The sequence below is a fragment of the Devosia sp. P3_B2 genome, assembly GCF_056402875.1.
On the sequence record NZ_JBFUGO010000005.1, the window covers coordinates 220,131 to 235,282 of the forward strand.

Consider the following 15,152-nt stretch of genomic DNA (forward strand, 5'->3'; position numbering starts at 1 on the left):
CGTGTCAGGACGACTGGGGCGCCGTCAACCGCCGGTCACACTCATATGCCGGCTCAGCGCCGGCGCCGTGTGGTCCCGGTCCAGCACGAAATCGTGCCCCTTGGGCTTCAGCAGCATCGCGCGGTCGAGCGCCGCGTCCAGCGCCTCCGGCCCGCCGTCGCGGATGGCACCGCGCAGGTCCACCATGTCGTCCTGCCCCAGGCACATGTAGAGCTGTCCCGTCGCAGTCAGCCGCACGCGGTTGCAGCTCTCGCAGAAATTGTGGCTCATCGGGGTGATGAACCCGACGAGGCCGTTGGTCTCCGCCACGTAGTCGTAGCGGGCCGGCCCGCCGGTGCGGTGCCCGGTCGGCTCCAGCGTGTATTTCGACTGCAGCCGCTCACGCAGCTCCTTCAGCGGCAGGTAGGTGTCGACGCGGTCGATCCCGACCTCACCCAGCGGCATGCCCTCGATCAGCGTCAGCCCGAAGCCGCGGCCATGCGCCCAATGCAGCATCGGCTCGATCTCGTCCTCGTTGACGCCGCGCATCGCCACCATGTTGATCTTGATCTTCAGTCCGGCCTCGTCGGCGGCGTCGATCCCATCGAGCACGTCGGCGATCCGTCCGCGGCGGGTGATTTCGGTGAAGCGCTTGTCGTCGAGCGTATCCAGCGACACGTTGAGCCGCTTCACCCCAGCTCGGGCCAGGCCTTCCGCATGCCGGCGAAGCTGGCTGCCATTGGTGGTGAGCGTCACCTCCTCGAGCCCTTGCCCGAGATGGCCGCCGATCTTTTCGACCAGTTCCATGATGTCGCGCCGCACCAGCGGCTCGCCGCCGGTCAGCCGCACCTTCTTCACCCCGCGGGCGACGAAGGCGGTGACGATACTGTCGATCTCCTCAAAGCTCAGCACTTCGTGCTTGGGCAGGAACGTCATGTGCTCGGACATGCAATAGACGCAGCGGAAATCGCAGCGGTCGGTCACCGACACGCGCAGATAGGTGATCCGCCGGCCATATCGATCGATGAGCGGGCGCTCTGCACCGGTGGGCGCGAGGTTCGGCTGTTCGAGAAGCGTCAGGGACATCAGGCCTTTTACCGCAACCAGCCGGTCGCCGCCTAGCACTGAAAATGAAAAGGCCGGCCACCAGGGCCGGCCAAATCGAAAACTTGATCCGTCGTTACTGGTGAACGACCACCAGCGCGCCGACCTTCACGCGCTCGTAGAGGTCGGTAACATCTTCGTTGGTGAGACGGATGCAGCCCGACGACACGGCCTGGCCGATCGTCCACGGCTCGGACGTGCCATGGATGCGGTACAGCGTCGAGCCGATATAGAGCGCGCGGGCGCCCAGCGGATTGTCCGGGCCACCGGGCATATAGGCCGGCAGGTCCGGAACGCGCTTGCGCATCTGCGCCGGCGGCGTCCAACCCGGCCACTCGGCCGTGCGGGTGATGCGGTGCTGGCCCGACCAGCGGAAGCCGTCACGGCCGACGCCGACGCCGTACTTCATCGCCTTGCCGTCGGCGAGCACCAGGTAAAGCCGGCGCTCCGAGGTCTCGATGACGATGGTGCCTGGCTTGAACTTGGTTTCGTAGTTGACGATCGAGCGGGCGATCGGGCTGCCGCGCTTGGTCCGGGCTTTGACGGTGGTCGAGTCTTCCCAGATGTTGGAATCGGGATTGTAGATCCGTGCCGCCGCGGCCGGAGCAACTACCGACAGGCTGACGATCGCCGACAACAAGGCGGCAATCGCTATTCTGCTCTTGGACATGTTCTTCAAACTGCGCCTCTTGACGAAATTGACCCTGCTAGCGAGCCAGTCAGTTATGGTTGATAGACTGTTCCTAACAGGCCGTGAATGGCGATGCCACGATTCGGACAAACTCCGAACACCCAAGCCACATTGTGTTGCGGCGAAGCGACATTTCCATTCACCTCTGCGTGAAGCCGCCGGTTGACAGGCCCTCGCACCTCTCCTAGGTCCGGCGCAGGGGAGGGCCTTGTTGTGTCAGATGATCCGAAGTTCCGCGCCGCCGCTGCGGCGATGGCAGAAGTAGAGAGCGGCATGCGCCTGGGCCTGGGCACAGGCTCGACGGCGAAGCACTTCGTCGACCTCGTCGGCCGCGCCGTGCAGGAAGGGCTGAAAGTCGTCTGCATCCCGACATCCGAGGTCACCGACGCGCAGGCGCGGAGCCTTGGTATTCCGCTCACCGATCTCGAAACCACGCCCGAACTCGATCTCACCGTCGACGGCGCCGATGAGATCGGTCCGGGCCTGGCGCTGATCAAGGGCGCTGGCGGTGCTCTGCTGCGCGAGAAGATCGTCGCTACGGCTTCCAAGCGGATGATCGTCATCGCCGATGCCAGCAAGCGGGTCGAGATGCTCGGCCGCTTCCCCTTGCCGATCGAGGTCAATCATTTCGGCCTTGGCGCCACGACCGCTGCGATCCGCGTCGTGATGGCCGATTTCAATGCCGAGGGCGATCTGCGCCGTCGCCTCAAAGCCGATGGAACGCCCTACGTAACCGACGGCGGGCACGCTATCCTTGACGCTTTTTTTGGCCGTATTCCTCAGCCAGAAGCGCTGGCGAAGGCCGTGGTCGACATCCCGGGCGTAGTGGAGCACGGCCTGTTCATCGGGCTGTGCAAGCGGGCCTACGTGGCCGGTCCCGCCGGTGTCGACGTTCTGGACGGCTGAGAGCCGCTCGGATAGAGGCTATAGGGGAAACACAACCAATGGGCACCAAGCTGATGACGTCCACCTTCAAGCGCGCGCCGATGCTTGTCGCCGCCGTGCTGTCGCTGATCCTTTCGAGCTTCGTCGCGCTGCCGGCCATGAGCCAGTCGCCGACCGAGATTGCGCCCGAGCACCTGGCGCTGGCACGCAAGTATGTCGACCTGACCGACACCGGCGGCCTCTATGAAGCCAGCGTCGTGCAGGCGGGCATCAACACCTACAAGCAGCTGCTGCCGCAGAATCCGGAGATCGCCGAGCCGCTGAACGCCGCGATCGAGGCTGTCATCTCCACCTACAAGGGCAAGAAAGGCGAGCTGTTCGACCAGTTCGCGCGCATCTACGCGCTCTCCTTCACCCAGGAAGAGCTGCAGCAGATCGTCGATTTCTACTCCTCGCCGACCGGCATCAAGCTGGCCAAGTCCAACGCCACGCTGAGCGGCACCATCAGCCGCGTCATGGATGTGTTCTCGTCGAACCTCAACACCGAGTTCTTCGCCCGGGTTCGCGCCGAGCTGAAGGCCAAGGGTATCGACACCTGAGCTTCGGCACCCTATCTGATTGCAGGCCCCGCCATCGCGCGGGGCCTTTTTACGTTCGGGGTATGCGATGAGTGACAGTTTCGATCTCGTGGTGATCGGTGCCGGTTCGGGTGGCGTGCGTGCGGCGCGCGTAGCCGCAACGTACGGCGCCAAGGTCGCGATCATCGAGGAGTATCGCGTCGGCGGCACCTGCGTGATCCGCGGCTGCGTGCCCAAGAAGCTGTTCGTCTACGGCTCGCGCTTCAAGGACCTGTTCGAGATCGCCCCGAGCTTCGGGTGGACCGTCGATGCCAGCTTCGACTGGCAGACTCTGGTAGTGAACAAGGACAAGGAGATCGCCCGGCTCGAGGCGGCCTATGTCGCGGGGCTGGAAAAGCCCGGCGCCGAGATCATCCGCGACCGCGCCGTGCTCACCGGGCCAAACAGCGTCAAGCTCGTCAAGTCTGGCCGCGAGCTCACCGCCAAGACCATTCTCGTCGCCACCGGCGCCCACCCCTACATCCCCGATATCCCGGGCAAGGAACTGGGCATCACCTCGAACGAGGCCTTCCACCTCGAAAAACTGCCGCACTCGATCCTCATCGAGGGGGGCGGCTTCATCGGGGTCGAGTTCGCCACCATCTTTGCCGGCCTGGGGGTCAACACCACCATCGTCTATCGCGGCGAAAAGCTGCTGCGCGGCTTCGACGAGGATCTGCGCACCGGGCTCGAGGCCGGTCTCGAAGCCCGCGGCATCAAGATCATCCACCAGACTAACGTGCGCGGTCTTCGCCAGACTGGAAACGACATCACGGTGAGCTTCTCCGATGGCGTCGATGCGCCGTTCGGTGCGGTGATGTTCGCCACTGGCCGCACGCCGAACGTCACCGGCTTCGGCCTCGAAGAGCTCGGTGTGGCGATTGGCGAGGATGGCGGCATCGCCGTCGACAAATACTCACAGAGCAGCGTGCCCTCGATCTACGCCGTCGGCGACGTCACCAATCGGGCTCAATTGACCCCCGTTGCCATTCGCGAAGGGCAGGCCTTTGCCGAGACGCTGTTCAACAACAATCCAATCGCCGTCGATCACTCGCTGATCGGCGAGGCGGTGTTCGGCGAGCCGGAAGTCGGGACCGTCGGCCTCACCGAGCACGATGCCGCGACGCACGGCGACATCGACGTTTACATCACCCGCTTCCGCCCGATGATCAACACGCTGTCGCTGAAGTCGGACCGCATGATGATGAAGCTCATCACCCTCGCCGATGGCGGCAAGGTGCTGGGCGTCCACATCCTCGGCCCGGGCGCCGCCGAGCTGATCCAGATGGCGGCGATCCCAATGGGCATGAACGCCACCAAGGCCGATTTCGACCGTGCCATGGCGATGCACCCGACCGCCGCCGAGGAACTGGTGACCTTCAAGAAGCCCAGCTACGTCTATCGCGGCGGCCAAAAGCAGTAGACCGCTGCGGCTTGGCATCGCCCCAATCCCCTGCTATTCCGCCCGCCGACCGGGAGATGACGCCTATGCCGACGACTTGGACGCCGCAAAGCTGGAGACAGAAACCCATTTCGCAGGTGCCGGTTTATCCCGACGCGGCGAAACTGGAAGCGGCCGAGGCGCAGCTCAGGAAGTTCCCGCCGCTGGTGTTTGCCGGCGAGGCCCGTGAGCTGAAGCACCAGTTGGCCGAAGTCGCCGAGGGCAGGGCGTTCCTGCTGCAGGGCGGCGATTGCGCCGAGAGCTTTGCCGAGCACGGCGCCGACCACATCCGCGATTTCTTCCGCGTCTTCCTGCAGATGGCGGTGGTGCTGACCCACGGCGCGTCCAAGCCCGTGGTAAAGGTCGGCCGCATCGCCGGCCAGTTCGCCAAGCCCCGCTCGTCCGACACCGAGACCATCGATGGCGTGACGCTGCCGAGCTACCGCGGCGACATCATCAACGACATCGCCTTCACCGAAGCCGCCCGTGTCCCCGATCCGGAGCGCCTGCTGCTCGCCTACCGGCAGTCGGCGGCAACGCTCAACCTGCTGCGCGCCTTCGCCTCGGGCGGCTACGCCGACCTGACCCGCGTCCATGACTGGACCATGGGGTTCATGAAGGACTCGACCGCCTACCCGCGCTTCGAGGAGCTAGCGCAAAAGATCGACGACGCCATCGACTTCATGCGCGCCCTCGGCCTCAACGGCGAAAACACGCCCTCGCTGCGCGAGACCAAGTTCTACACCTCGCACGAGGCGCTGCTGCTCGGCTTCGAGGAAGCGCTGACCCGCCGGGACTCGATCACCGGCGACTACTACGCCACCTCCGGCCACATGCTGTGGATCGGCGACCGCACCCGCCAGGCCGACGCCGCGCATGTCGAGTACTTCTCCGGCATCCGCAATCCCGTCGGCATCAAGTGCGGCCCGAGCCTTGCCGCCGACGACCTGCTGCGCATCCTCGACAAGTTGAACCCCGCCAACGAAGCCGGCCGCATCACGCTGATCGGCCGCTTCGGCTCGGACAAGATCGCCGACCACCTGCCGCGCCTGATCGAAGCGATCAAGGCAGAGGGCAAGGTGGTCGTCTGGTGCTCCGACCCCATGCACGGCAACACCATCAAGGCCTCGAACGGCTACAAGACCCGGCCGTTCGAGCGCGTGCTGGGCGAAGTGAAGAGCTTCTTCGACATCCACCGCACCCTGGGCACCTATGCCGGCGGCATCCATATTGAGATGACCGGCGACGACGTGACGGAGTGCACCGGCGGTGGCGTCGCGGCCATCACCGAGGCTGGCCTGCAGGACCGCTATCACACCTATTGCGACCCGCGCCTCAACGCCAGCCAGGCGCTGGAGCTTGCTTTCCTCGTCGCCGAGGAACTGCGGCTACAGCGTCCGGTGCGCGAGCGGATCATCGCGGCGGAATAGTCAGGCGACGGCGGCACTGGCGCCGAGCCCGTCGAACAGCTTCAACCGAAGCGGCGGACGGGCATCCGCCTGGTGGCGGCGTCGCACGGCGATCGCGTACTCGACAGCCTGGCGAAGTTCGTTGTTGTCGGCCGGCTTCGGAATGACCCCGATGGTGCCGGGGACGCCGTCGCCGAGCTGCTCCGGATTGGCAGTCATATAGATCACCGTTACCCCACGGTCGGCGAGGGCGCGCCCAACCTCGACGCCGGTTGGTCCGTCCGCGAGATTGAGGTCGACAAACGCCAGCTCGGCCTCTGACGCCAATGCCATGGCGCGCCGGCTGTCGGGGGCGATGCCGATCGGTTCGTGGCCCAGGTCGTGCAACAGGTCTTCAAACGCCATCGCGATGAAGATCTCGTCCTCCACAACCAATATCTTGCTGCTCATAAGTCTGCCTAACTCGGTCGGCTGTATTGCTGGTGCAACTCATCTGCCCGCCCAAGGGTTGCAGTCCCATGGCGCATAGCCGCCCTGTAGCAGTGGAAAACCTCGTCAGCGTTAGCAAATCGTGCAGTTCGAAGGGCTTGCGGGCGTTCGATTGCATTGTGCCACTGCCGTTTAGCGGAACATTAACCCTAACGGGGCATAAACGAGAACAGTACTGTAGCGGAGTTTTCCATGTCCCGTCTGGCCACGAGCATCGTCGTTCTTGCCGCCGCCATCGGCAGCCCGGCCCTCGCCGCGGACTGGGGCGACGACATGTCGCCGGAGGAAATCTACCGCGGCGCCTACTCCGTCGAGCCCAAGGACTGGAACGAAATGGGCGACGAGAGCGACGGCATCCACATCGAAACGGGTCTGCGCTACTGGTACTCGATGGGCAACCAGAGCTTCGAAGCGACGGGCGCGACCTTCGAGAACAACGACACCTCCCACATCGTCGAGCTGCACCTGCGGGTCGAGGAAGACGCAACGCGCACCTACGCCAAAGCTTGGGCCGGGTACTCGGCGGCCATCGGTGGCACCTACACCGACCCAGTTAACGGCGACGGGGCGATCAGCGACGGGAAGATTGGCTATGTCGGCGCCGATTTCGGCTGGAACACTTTTGGTGACGGGGCGGGGACCGGAGTGGGCGTCTTCGCGGGCTACCAGTATTGGAACGACTCCCCACGCTCCACGCGCTCGAACTTCACAACGGCAACCTCGGCTGGAGATGTGTCCTATGACTCGAGTACGGGCGAGATCTTCCTGCCGTTTGACAGCGTCGACAACAACATCGACGTGAACATGCTCCGCCTCGGCCTCTCAGGTCGCGCCAAGCTGGCCGACGGGATGTTCGACATCACTGGCGAAGTCGCTGCCGTTCCTTATGCGTCGGTGTCGGGCGTCATCGGAGGCGCGGGCTTCGACCCCCTGTTCCTCACGCCGCTGGGCAACTACAGCTTCGTCAAATCGTCGGCGACCGAGATCGAGGGCTGGGGCTATGGCGGCATGGCCGAAGTCATGGTCGGAATGACACCGATCGAGAACCTCACGGTCCGCGTGGGTGGGCGTGCGTGGTATCTGCAGGGCACGGTGGACGCGACGTACTCAGCGATCACGCTCACCGACCCCAGCGACAGCGATGCCGGTGAGGCGCCGAACTATGATACGGCGCCGACCGTGACCAACCAGAACTACATCGAGACCGCAAATCCCTTCTCGATGCTCCGCTACGGCCTCCTCGCCGAGCTGACCTACTCGTTCTGATCTCCTGATCAGACTTCTCTGATCAGATCCAGCATGACCGGCTGTCCGCTTGCCCCGACCGGGGTGAGCGGATAAGTCTTGCCGCGTTTTCAAACGGCTCGGATTTCTAACGTGACCGATCGTCTCCGCATCGCCCTCGCGCAGCTCAATCCGACGGTCGGCGCCATCGCGCAGAACCTGGCGCTGGCCAAAGAGGCGCTGGCCGATGCGGCCGGGCAGGGCGCCGATATCCTCCTGTTCTCCGAGCTGTTCCTGACCGGCTATTTCCCCGACGACCTACTGTTCAAGCCGCGCTTCATCGCCGACGCGATGGCCGCCGCCGAGGATTTCGCACGCGCCACCGCCGGCACCAGCGTCACCGCCATCATGCCGACGATCTGGCGCGAGGAAGGCAAGCTCTTCAACGCCGTGATCGTCTGCGAGCAGGGCACCGTCATCGCCCGCCGCTACAAGCGCGAGCTGCCCAACGACGACATCTTCTACGAGAAGCGCTACTTCGAGCGCGCCGAGCTGCAGGAGCCGGTGACCATCAAGGGCGTCTCGATCGGCATCCCGATCTGCGAGGATATCTGGCACCCCGAGGTCTGTGCCCACCTCGTCGACCACGGCGCGCGCATCCTTCTCTGCCCCAACGGCTCGCCCTATTGGCGCAACAAGCAGGCCACCCGCTACAAGCTGGTCACCGACCGCGTGGCTGAAGACAACGTGCCGCTGCTCTATCTCAACCAGGTCGGCGGCCAGGACGAACTGGTCTATGACGGTGCCAGCTTCGGCATCGAGCCGGGCGGCCGCCTCGTCGTGCAGGCGAAGAGCTTCGAGCCCGAGATCCTGATGTCGAACTGGGCCCGCACCGAAGACGGCTGGCGCTGCACCGACCCGCACGTGACCCCGCTCTCGAGCGTCGACGAAGCGCCGTGGCGCGCCTGCGTCCTCGGCCTGCGCGACTATGTGAAGAAGAACGGCTTCAAGTCCGTCGTGCTCGGCCTCTCGGGCGGCATCGACAGCGCCATCGTCGCGGCCATGGCGGTGGATGCCATCGGCGCCAAGAACGTTCACTGCCTGATGCTGCCCTATCGCTACACGTCGCCCGAAAGTCTCGCCGACGCCAAGGATTGCGCCGAACGGCTCGGTGTCCGCTACGACGTCGTCTCGATCGGCGATCCGGTCGAAGCAGCCCTCAACGAGCTGCAGCCGGTGTTCGGCAATCGCCCGCAGGACCTCACCGAAGAGAACATCCAGTCGCGTATGCGTGGCGTCTACCTGATGGCCGTCTCCAACAAGCTCGGCTCGCTTCTCCTCACCACCGGCAACAAGTCCGAGATGGCGGTCGGGTACGCCACCATCTACGGCGACATGAACGGCGGCTTCAACCCGATCAAGGACATGCTGAAGATGCGTGTCTACGAACTGGCCGACTGGCGCAACAAGCACCGCCCGGCCGATTGCCTCGGCCCCGATGGCCTGGTGATCACCCAGAACATCATCGACAAGGCGCCCTCGGCCGAACTCCGCCCCAACCAGACCGACCAGGACTCGCTGCCGCCATACCCGATCCTCGACGAGATCCTCGTCGGGCTGGTCGAACTCGAGCTCAGCGTCGCCGAAATCGTGGCACGCGGCGATGGCCGCTTCGACCGTGCGTTGGTCAAGCGCATCGAGAAGCTGGTCAACATCGCCGAATACAAGCGCCGACAGTCGGCCCCCGGCGTGAAGATCTCGCGCAAGGCCTTCGGCCTCGGCCGCCGCTACCCGATCACCAACGGCTACCGCGACGAAAACCTGATCGCCGAGCCGATGGCGCGGTTGGATAGCAAGGGCCTCGAATGACCATCGTCCGCTATGCCCCGTCGCCGACGGGCCGCCTGCACCTCGGCAACGCTCGCCCGGCGCTGATCAACTGGCTGTTCGCCAAGGTCAACGGCGGCCAATACATCCTCCGCCTCGACGACACCGATACCGCCCGTTCCACCGAAGAATTCGCCCGCGGCATCGACGCCGATCTCGCCTGGCTCGGCATTACCCCCGACCTGCGAGTCCGCCAGTCCGACCGCACAGCGCTTTACGACGCGGCTCGCGACAAGCTGATCGCCGCCGGCCGGCTCTATCCCGCCTACGAAACCGAGGAAGAGCTCGACGGCAAACGCGCCCGCGCCCGCCTGCTCGGCCGCCCACCCATCTACGATCGCGCCGCTTTGAACCTCACCCCCGAGCAGAAGGCGAAATACGAAGCCGAAGGCCGCAAGCCCCACTGGCGCTTCAAGCTCGACGGCCGCCCGGTCGAGTTCAACGACCTGATCAAGGGCCCGCAGACCGTCAACACCGCCTCGATGTCAGATCCGGTGCTGATCCGTGCCGATGGCTCCTACCTCTACACGCTGCCCTCGGTGGTCGATGACATCGATCTCGCGATCACCCACGTGATCCGCGGCGAGGACCATGTCAGCAACACCGGCACGCAGATCGAGATCATCGAGGCTCTGGGCGGCAAGGTTCCCGCCTTCGCCCACCACAACCTCCTGACCGGCGCCGAAGGCGAGGGCCTCTCCAAGCGCCTCGGCTCGCTGTCGCTGGCCGAGTTGCGCGAGGCCGGCTTCGAGCCGATGGCCGTGGCGATGGCGGCAGTACTAACCGGCACCAGCCTGCCCCTCGAGCCCTATGCCGACCTCGCAGCGCTAGGCCAGGTGTTCACGCTCGACGCCGTCTCCCACGGCTCCGCCCGCTTCGATCCCGCCGAACTCGCGAGCCTCAACGCCCGCATCCTCCACCAGATGCCCTACGAGACGGCCCGTCCGCGCCTCGAGCCACTCGGCCTCGCCTCCGAACCGCTCTGGCTCGCTTTGCGCGGCAATCTGTCGGTATTCGGCGATATTGCCGATCTCGGCACGCTGGTCTCAGGCCCCGTTACCCCGGTCATCGCCGACGAAGACCGCGAGTTCATGTCCCAGGCGCGCGACCTGCTGCCTGCCGAGCCATGGGACGAAACCACCTGGTCCAAATGGACCGAAAGCCTGAAGGCCGCCACGGGCCGCAAGGGCAGGGCGCTGTTTCACCCGCTTCGTCTCGCCCTCACCGGGCGGGAGCAGGGGCCCGAGCTTAAGTCCCTGCTGCCACTTGTGGGGCGTACGGCGTGCTTGGCCCGACTACCCTGACGCGCTTGTCGCCGAACTGCACGATCCGCTCGGGTTGATTGGCCACCACCGGCACGGCCACCACCACCGGCTTCGGCGTCTCGCCGGGCGCGGCAGGGCGCCGGCGCGGCAGCGGCACATCCGCAAAGGTGGTCAACTCCGCCACCTGCGTCACCGGTGCGTCGATGACCGTCGACGCAATCCGCCGCCCGTCGCGCAGCGGCAGCGGGAAGGTCGCGCCGCGGAACGTCACCATGGCCCGCGTGCCACCGGTCGGTAGCTCGGCCAGGGTGATAGACCCCTGGTCCTGCGTCGAGGTGCACTTGCTGGCGGTGTCAAACTCGGTTCGGAACTTGAATGCGTTGGGCAGCGACGAATAGGGTTCGCCCCATTCGTTGATCATCTGCTCCGGTTCCTGCCCCGGATTGTCATAGTAGTAGAGGTCGACATCCAGCCCCGGACATTGCGCCCGGCATTGCTGTGCGTCGTTGGAGACATAATCCACCAGCGTCGAATAGCTGATCGGCCACCAGAACCCGTCGGTCTTGCGGACGCACAGCGTACGCACCGTGTGGTAGTCGCCATACGGGTCGAACTCGTCACCGCGGATCCCGCCCTCGCCGTCGAAGTCCTCGGTGAACCCCCCGAACAGCTGCTCGAACAGGTTGCCGCGGCCTTCGCGCTGCACGTTGACGCGCGAGCGGCCGTCGCAATCGAAGCGCGCCATTTCCTGCAGGATCGCCTCGCGCTGCTGCGCCACGGCTTCCCCGGTGTCTACGCTCTGCGACAGCTGCTTCACATCCTCGCGCCCGCGCAGCACTTCGCGCGCCAGCGCCCGGCACTCGCCGTTGAGCTTGCGCCCGGCCTTGGCGTCGTCATTGCAGCCCTGGCGCACATAGGCGCTCTCGGAGCGCTGCACCTCGCGCTGCAGCCGCTTCAGCTGGCCACCCTGCGAGTTCTGGAAATCGGAGTTCCGGTCGAGCGAACGCAGCGTCGACTGCAAGCGTGCGCAGCTGTCGGCCTGGGCGTAGGCCGTCGATACGTCGATCAGCAGCCCCACCCAAGCGGTGAACAGCAGCACCGCAAAGCGGAGGAGGAATGTCGTGGCCCTGGGCCAGGCGCGAGTCATCAGTTCGAACCGGATCGTGTGGCCCTCCGTTAGTCGGCCAATACGCCTAAAGCGAGACAGCGCCGTGAGATTCGTTCATCTCTAACACAGCACGGGCGTGGGTTAACGCCCGATAAGCAACCCCGCAACCGACGCTCGCGACGATAACGCAGCCGTGACTGGGCACCCCGAGTTTGTGAGGTCGAGCCGGCTGCCCGCCCGCAGAAATCACGGCTACGCTCCCGCCCGGATGTTTGCCAAGCAGCGGTATCCGTTGGCAAATCCAGCGTCACCAGGCCCGATCCCCCAGGACCTTCAGGAGTTGCACAATGCCGTCGAATAGAATCGCAGCGTTCGCGCTGGCCGTTGTCGTGGCCGCCGCCGCGACCTTCGCCTTCGCCCAGGACGTGACCATCACCGCCGATCCATCGCTTGCCTCGCTCTCCCCCGAGGAGATGGTGGCCAAGCGCCAGGCCATCATGAAAGAGGACGGCGGCATCCTCAAATCTGCCGGCGGACTGAGCGGCGCCGAAGCCGCCACCGCTGCTGGCCACCTGATCACCAACTTCTCCAATCTCACCGTGCTGTTCCCTGAGGGCTCCGCGGTCGGCGACAGCGAGGCGCTGCCGGCCATCTGGGAGAACAATGCCGGGTTCCAGGCGATTCTCGCCAAGGCCGTCGCTGCGGCGACGACGCTGAAATCCGCAGCCGAGGCCGGCGACACCGCCACCTATTCCGCCACCATCAAGACCATCGGCGGGTTCTGCGGCGAGTGCCATCAGCAGTTCCGCCAGAAATCCTGACGTTTTACGCGCCAAACGCACGCGGGCGGTCCGGCAACGGGCCGCCCGCTGCATTTCCGCCCGATAGTCGCGGCAGGGTTTGTGTGATAGGTGCGCCGTCGCGCGCCACGCGCTCGTAGGAGTACCCCCGTGCAAGTTCGTACCGTTTTTGCCGCGCTTGTCGGCCTGATGACCATTTCCGCGACGCCCGCCGCGTTCGCCCAGACCCCGGCCGATTTCGCCAAGTTCACCGAGTCCTGCCTCACCGCCGAGGCCTTCCTGCTCGGCGAAGTCCCGGCTGGTGTCGATTCCTCGCTGATCCTCACCCCGCTCTGCGGCTGCCTGACCGGCGCCTTCAAGGATCTGCCGCAGAAGGACGTCGACATCCTCGCCGCCGATCTGCGCGGCGAAGGCACCGACGAAGCGCACACCGCCCATGGTAGCTACGAGAAGGTCTCCGAGTCCGCCCGCGAGGGCCTGACCACCTGCTTCGCCAGCCCAGAGGTCACCGCCGCCATGCAGGCTGCGACGCCGCCGGCCCCCGCACCGGCCGATCCGGCCGCCGCGCCGGCGACACCCGCTGCACCCGCGCAGTAACCTCGCAAAAACCTCCTCGGCAGGGGCGCTTCGGCGCCCCTTGCTTTTTGCCGGGGCTGCAGTCAGATTGCGCCCCATGAAAACCGGCACCGCAAACTGCATTTTCGGCTGCATTATTATCCGCTAGGCATCTGCTTACGGCTCGGTTTTCTTCATCCTGAATCTAGTCCCGAAGAATCCGGCCGCGAGCGTCTCATCGTGCGCGAGGAACACTGGCTTTGGGCGAGACCACACTTAAGCTCCACAACACGCTGACCCGGGCGAAGGAGGACTTTGTCCCCATCGATCCCAACAACGTCCGCATGTATGTCTGCGGGCCTACGGTCTACGACTATGCCCATATCGGCAACGCCCGCCCGGTGATCGTCTTCGATCTTCTGTACCGGCTGCTGCGCCACATCTACGGCGCCGACCATGTCACCTATGCCCGCAACATCACGGACGTCGACGACAAGATCAACGCGCGCGCCGTGCGTGATTACCCCGGCCTGCCGCTCAACGAGGCGATCCGCAAGGTCACTGAGAAGACCGCCTCGCAGTATTTCAAGGATGTCGCGGCACTTGGCACGCTCGAGCCCGACCACCAGCCGCGCGCCACCGACTTCATCCCCGAGATGCAGTCGCTCATCACCACGCTGATCGGCAGCCACCACGCCTACGAGGCGGCCGGCGAAGTGCTGTTCGACGTCGGCTCGATGCCCGACTACGGCAAGCTCTCGGGCCGCAACCTCGAGGACAACCTCGCCGGCGCCCGCATCGCTGTCGATGCGCACAAGAAGAACCCGGCCGACTTCGTGCTCTGGAAACAATCCAGCGCCGATGAACCCGGCTGGGACAGCCCGTGGGGCAGGGGCCGCCCTGGCTGGCACATCGAGTGCTCGGCCATGAGCGAGCGCTATCTCGGCCAAGTCTTCGACATCCATGCCGGCGGCCTCGACCTGATCTTCCCGCACCACGAGAACGAAATCGCCCAGTCCCGCTGCGCCCACGGCACCGAGGTGATGGCCAACTACTGGCTGCACAACGGCTTCCTGCAGGTCGAGGGCCAGAAGATGTCGAAGAGCCTCGGCAACTTCATCACCATGCACGAGCTCCTGGAGACCGACAAATTCGGCGGCCGCAAATGGCCCGGCGAAGTGCTGCGCCTCGCCATGTTGATGACCCACTACCGCGAGCCGATCGACTTCTCGGTGAAGCGCCTCGAGGAAGCCGAACAGAAGCTCCGCGACTGGCAACGCGCCGCCAAGCCCAAGCCCGGCACCCCGCCCGAGCCGTCTGTCGTCGCCGAACTCACCGACGACCTGAACTTCCACCGCGCCGCCGTGGCACTGGACGTCGTTGCTCGCAAAGCCAACCGCGGCACCGAAACCGCCGCCAACTGCCTCGCCGCGACGCTGGAGTTCCTCGGCTTCACCGCCGACGGCCTGCTGACAGCCGCCACAGACGCGCCCGCCGGCGTCGCGGAGGCCGTAGCCGCCCGCCTCGCCGCCCTCAACGCCAAGGACTTCGCAAAGGCTGACACGATCCGAGCGGAATTGCTGACACAGGGTGTCCAACTGATGGACTACAAGGATGAGACCGGTCAGCGGCAGACGAAATGGGAGGTAGTGAGGTGAGCCCGGATCGGAGTGGTTTGACACCATCGAGCGCCAGCCT

14 protein-coding genes are annotated in these 15,152 nt (G+C 65.2%); 10 read left to right on the forward strand and 4 right to left on the reverse strand.

Going from position 1 to position 15,152, the window contains the following annotated elements; translation table 11 throughout:
- Positions 1-24: 24 nt before the first annotated feature.
- Together moaA and AC1DV8_RS09850 are read right to left on the reverse strand one after the other, a co-directional pair.
- Positions 25-1,065 carry a GTP 3',8-cyclase MoaA gene (gene moaA / locus AC1DV8_RS09845; RefSeq protein ID WP_477150294.1) on the reverse strand — a complete coding sequence of 347 codons (1,041 nt, stop codon included), beginning with the start codon at positions 1,063-1,065 and terminating at the stop codon, positions 25-27.
- Between the two features lie 94 nt (positions 1,066-1,159).
- A complete protein-coding gene (locus AC1DV8_RS09850; protein ID WP_477150355.1) occupies positions 1,160-1,753 on the reverse strand; it encodes a L,D-transpeptidase in 594 nt (197 codons plus the stop codon).
- Positions 1,754-1,987: 234 nt separating this feature from the next.
- Between AC1DV8_RS09850 and rpiA the strand changes: the two genes are divergently transcribed.
- The 4 genes from rpiA (at position 1,988) to AC1DV8_RS09870 (ending at position 6,147) form a co-directional block, all read left to right on the forward strand.
- Positions 1,988-2,680, forward strand: a complete 693-nt coding sequence (gene rpiA / locus AC1DV8_RS09855; RefSeq protein WP_477157336.1) for a ribose-5-phosphate isomerase RpiA — start codon at positions 1,988-1,990, stop codon at positions 2,678-2,680.
- Positions 2,681-2,718: 38 nt separating this feature from the next.
- Positions 2,719-3,258 carry a DUF2059 domain-containing protein gene (locus tag AC1DV8_RS09860; RefSeq protein ID WP_477150296.1) on the forward strand — a complete coding sequence of 180 codons (540 nt, stop codon included), beginning with the start codon at positions 2,719-2,721 and terminating at the stop codon, positions 3,256-3,258.
- 67 nt (positions 3,259-3,325) lie between these two features.
- Positions 3,326-4,699 carry a glutathione-disulfide reductase gene (gorA, locus tag AC1DV8_RS09865; protein WP_477157337.1) on the forward strand — a complete coding sequence of 458 codons (1,374 nt, stop codon included), beginning with the start codon at positions 3,326-3,328 and terminating at the stop codon, positions 4,697-4,699.
- 65 nt (positions 4,700-4,764) lie between these two features.
- Positions 4,765-6,147: a class II 3-deoxy-7-phosphoheptulonate synthase gene (locus AC1DV8_RS09870; protein ID WP_477157338.1), complete on the forward strand. Its 1,383-nt coding sequence runs from the start codon at positions 4,765-4,767 to the stop codon at positions 6,145-6,147.
- Here AC1DV8_RS09870 and AC1DV8_RS09875 read toward each other — a convergent pair whose 3' ends face one another.
- Entirely contained in the window at positions 6,148-6,576 is a 429-nt protein-coding gene (locus tag AC1DV8_RS09875; protein ID WP_477150299.1) for a response regulator, read from the reverse strand. It abuts the gene before it with no gap.
- Between the two features lie 231 nt (positions 6,577-6,807).
- Here AC1DV8_RS09875 and AC1DV8_RS09880 point away from each other — a divergent pair, with 231 nt between their 5' ends.
- From AC1DV8_RS09880 to gltX, 3 genes are all read left to right on the forward strand, one after another.
- Complete coding sequence (locus AC1DV8_RS09880; protein WP_477157339.1) at positions 6,808-7,881, forward strand: hypothetical protein; 1,074 nt, start codon at positions 6,808-6,810, stop codon at positions 7,879-7,881.
- Positions 7,882-7,983: 102 nt separating this feature from the next.
- On the forward strand, positions 7,984-9,708 hold the full coding sequence (locus AC1DV8_RS09885; protein ID WP_477157379.1) for an NAD+ synthase: 1,725 nt from the start codon (positions 7,984-7,986) through the stop codon (positions 9,706-9,708).
- Positions 9,705-11,030: a glutamate--tRNA ligase gene (gltX, locus tag AC1DV8_RS09890; RefSeq protein WP_477157340.1), complete on the forward strand. Its 1,326-nt coding sequence runs from the start codon at positions 9,705-9,707 to the stop codon at positions 11,028-11,030. Before AC1DV8_RS09885 ends, gltX begins: the two co-directional genes overlap by 4 nt.
- Here gltX and AC1DV8_RS09895 read toward each other — a convergent pair.
- Positions 10,975-12,138 carry a DUF2865 domain-containing protein gene (locus AC1DV8_RS09895; RefSeq protein WP_477150302.1) on the reverse strand — a complete coding sequence of 388 codons (1,164 nt, stop codon included), beginning with the start codon at positions 12,136-12,138 and terminating at the stop codon, positions 10,975-10,977. The genes gltX and AC1DV8_RS09895 overlap by 56 nt on opposite strands.
- 308 nt (positions 12,139-12,446) lie before the next feature.
- Between AC1DV8_RS09895 and AC1DV8_RS09900 the strand changes: the two genes are divergently transcribed.
- The 3 genes from AC1DV8_RS09900 to cysS all read left to right on the forward strand — a co-directional run bounded on the left by AC1DV8_RS09900 (position 12,447) and on the right by cysS (position 15,112).
- Entirely contained in the window at positions 12,447-12,920 is a 474-nt protein-coding gene (locus AC1DV8_RS09900; protein WP_477157341.1) for a c-type cytochrome, read from the forward strand.
- Between the two features lie 129 nt (positions 12,921-13,049).
- The gene (locus AC1DV8_RS09905; RefSeq protein WP_477150304.1) at positions 13,050-13,496 is read left to right on the forward strand and encodes a hypothetical protein; all 447 of its coding nucleotides are present in this window, start codon (positions 13,050-13,052) and stop codon (positions 13,494-13,496) included.
- 218 nt (positions 13,497-13,714) lie between these two features.
- Positions 13,715-15,112 (forward strand): cysteine--tRNA ligase, encoded by a 1,398-nt coding sequence (cysS, locus tag AC1DV8_RS09910; RefSeq protein WP_477157342.1) that lies wholly within the window; start codon positions 13,715-13,717, stop codon positions 15,110-15,112.
- Positions 15,113-15,152: the final 40 nt, after the last annotated feature.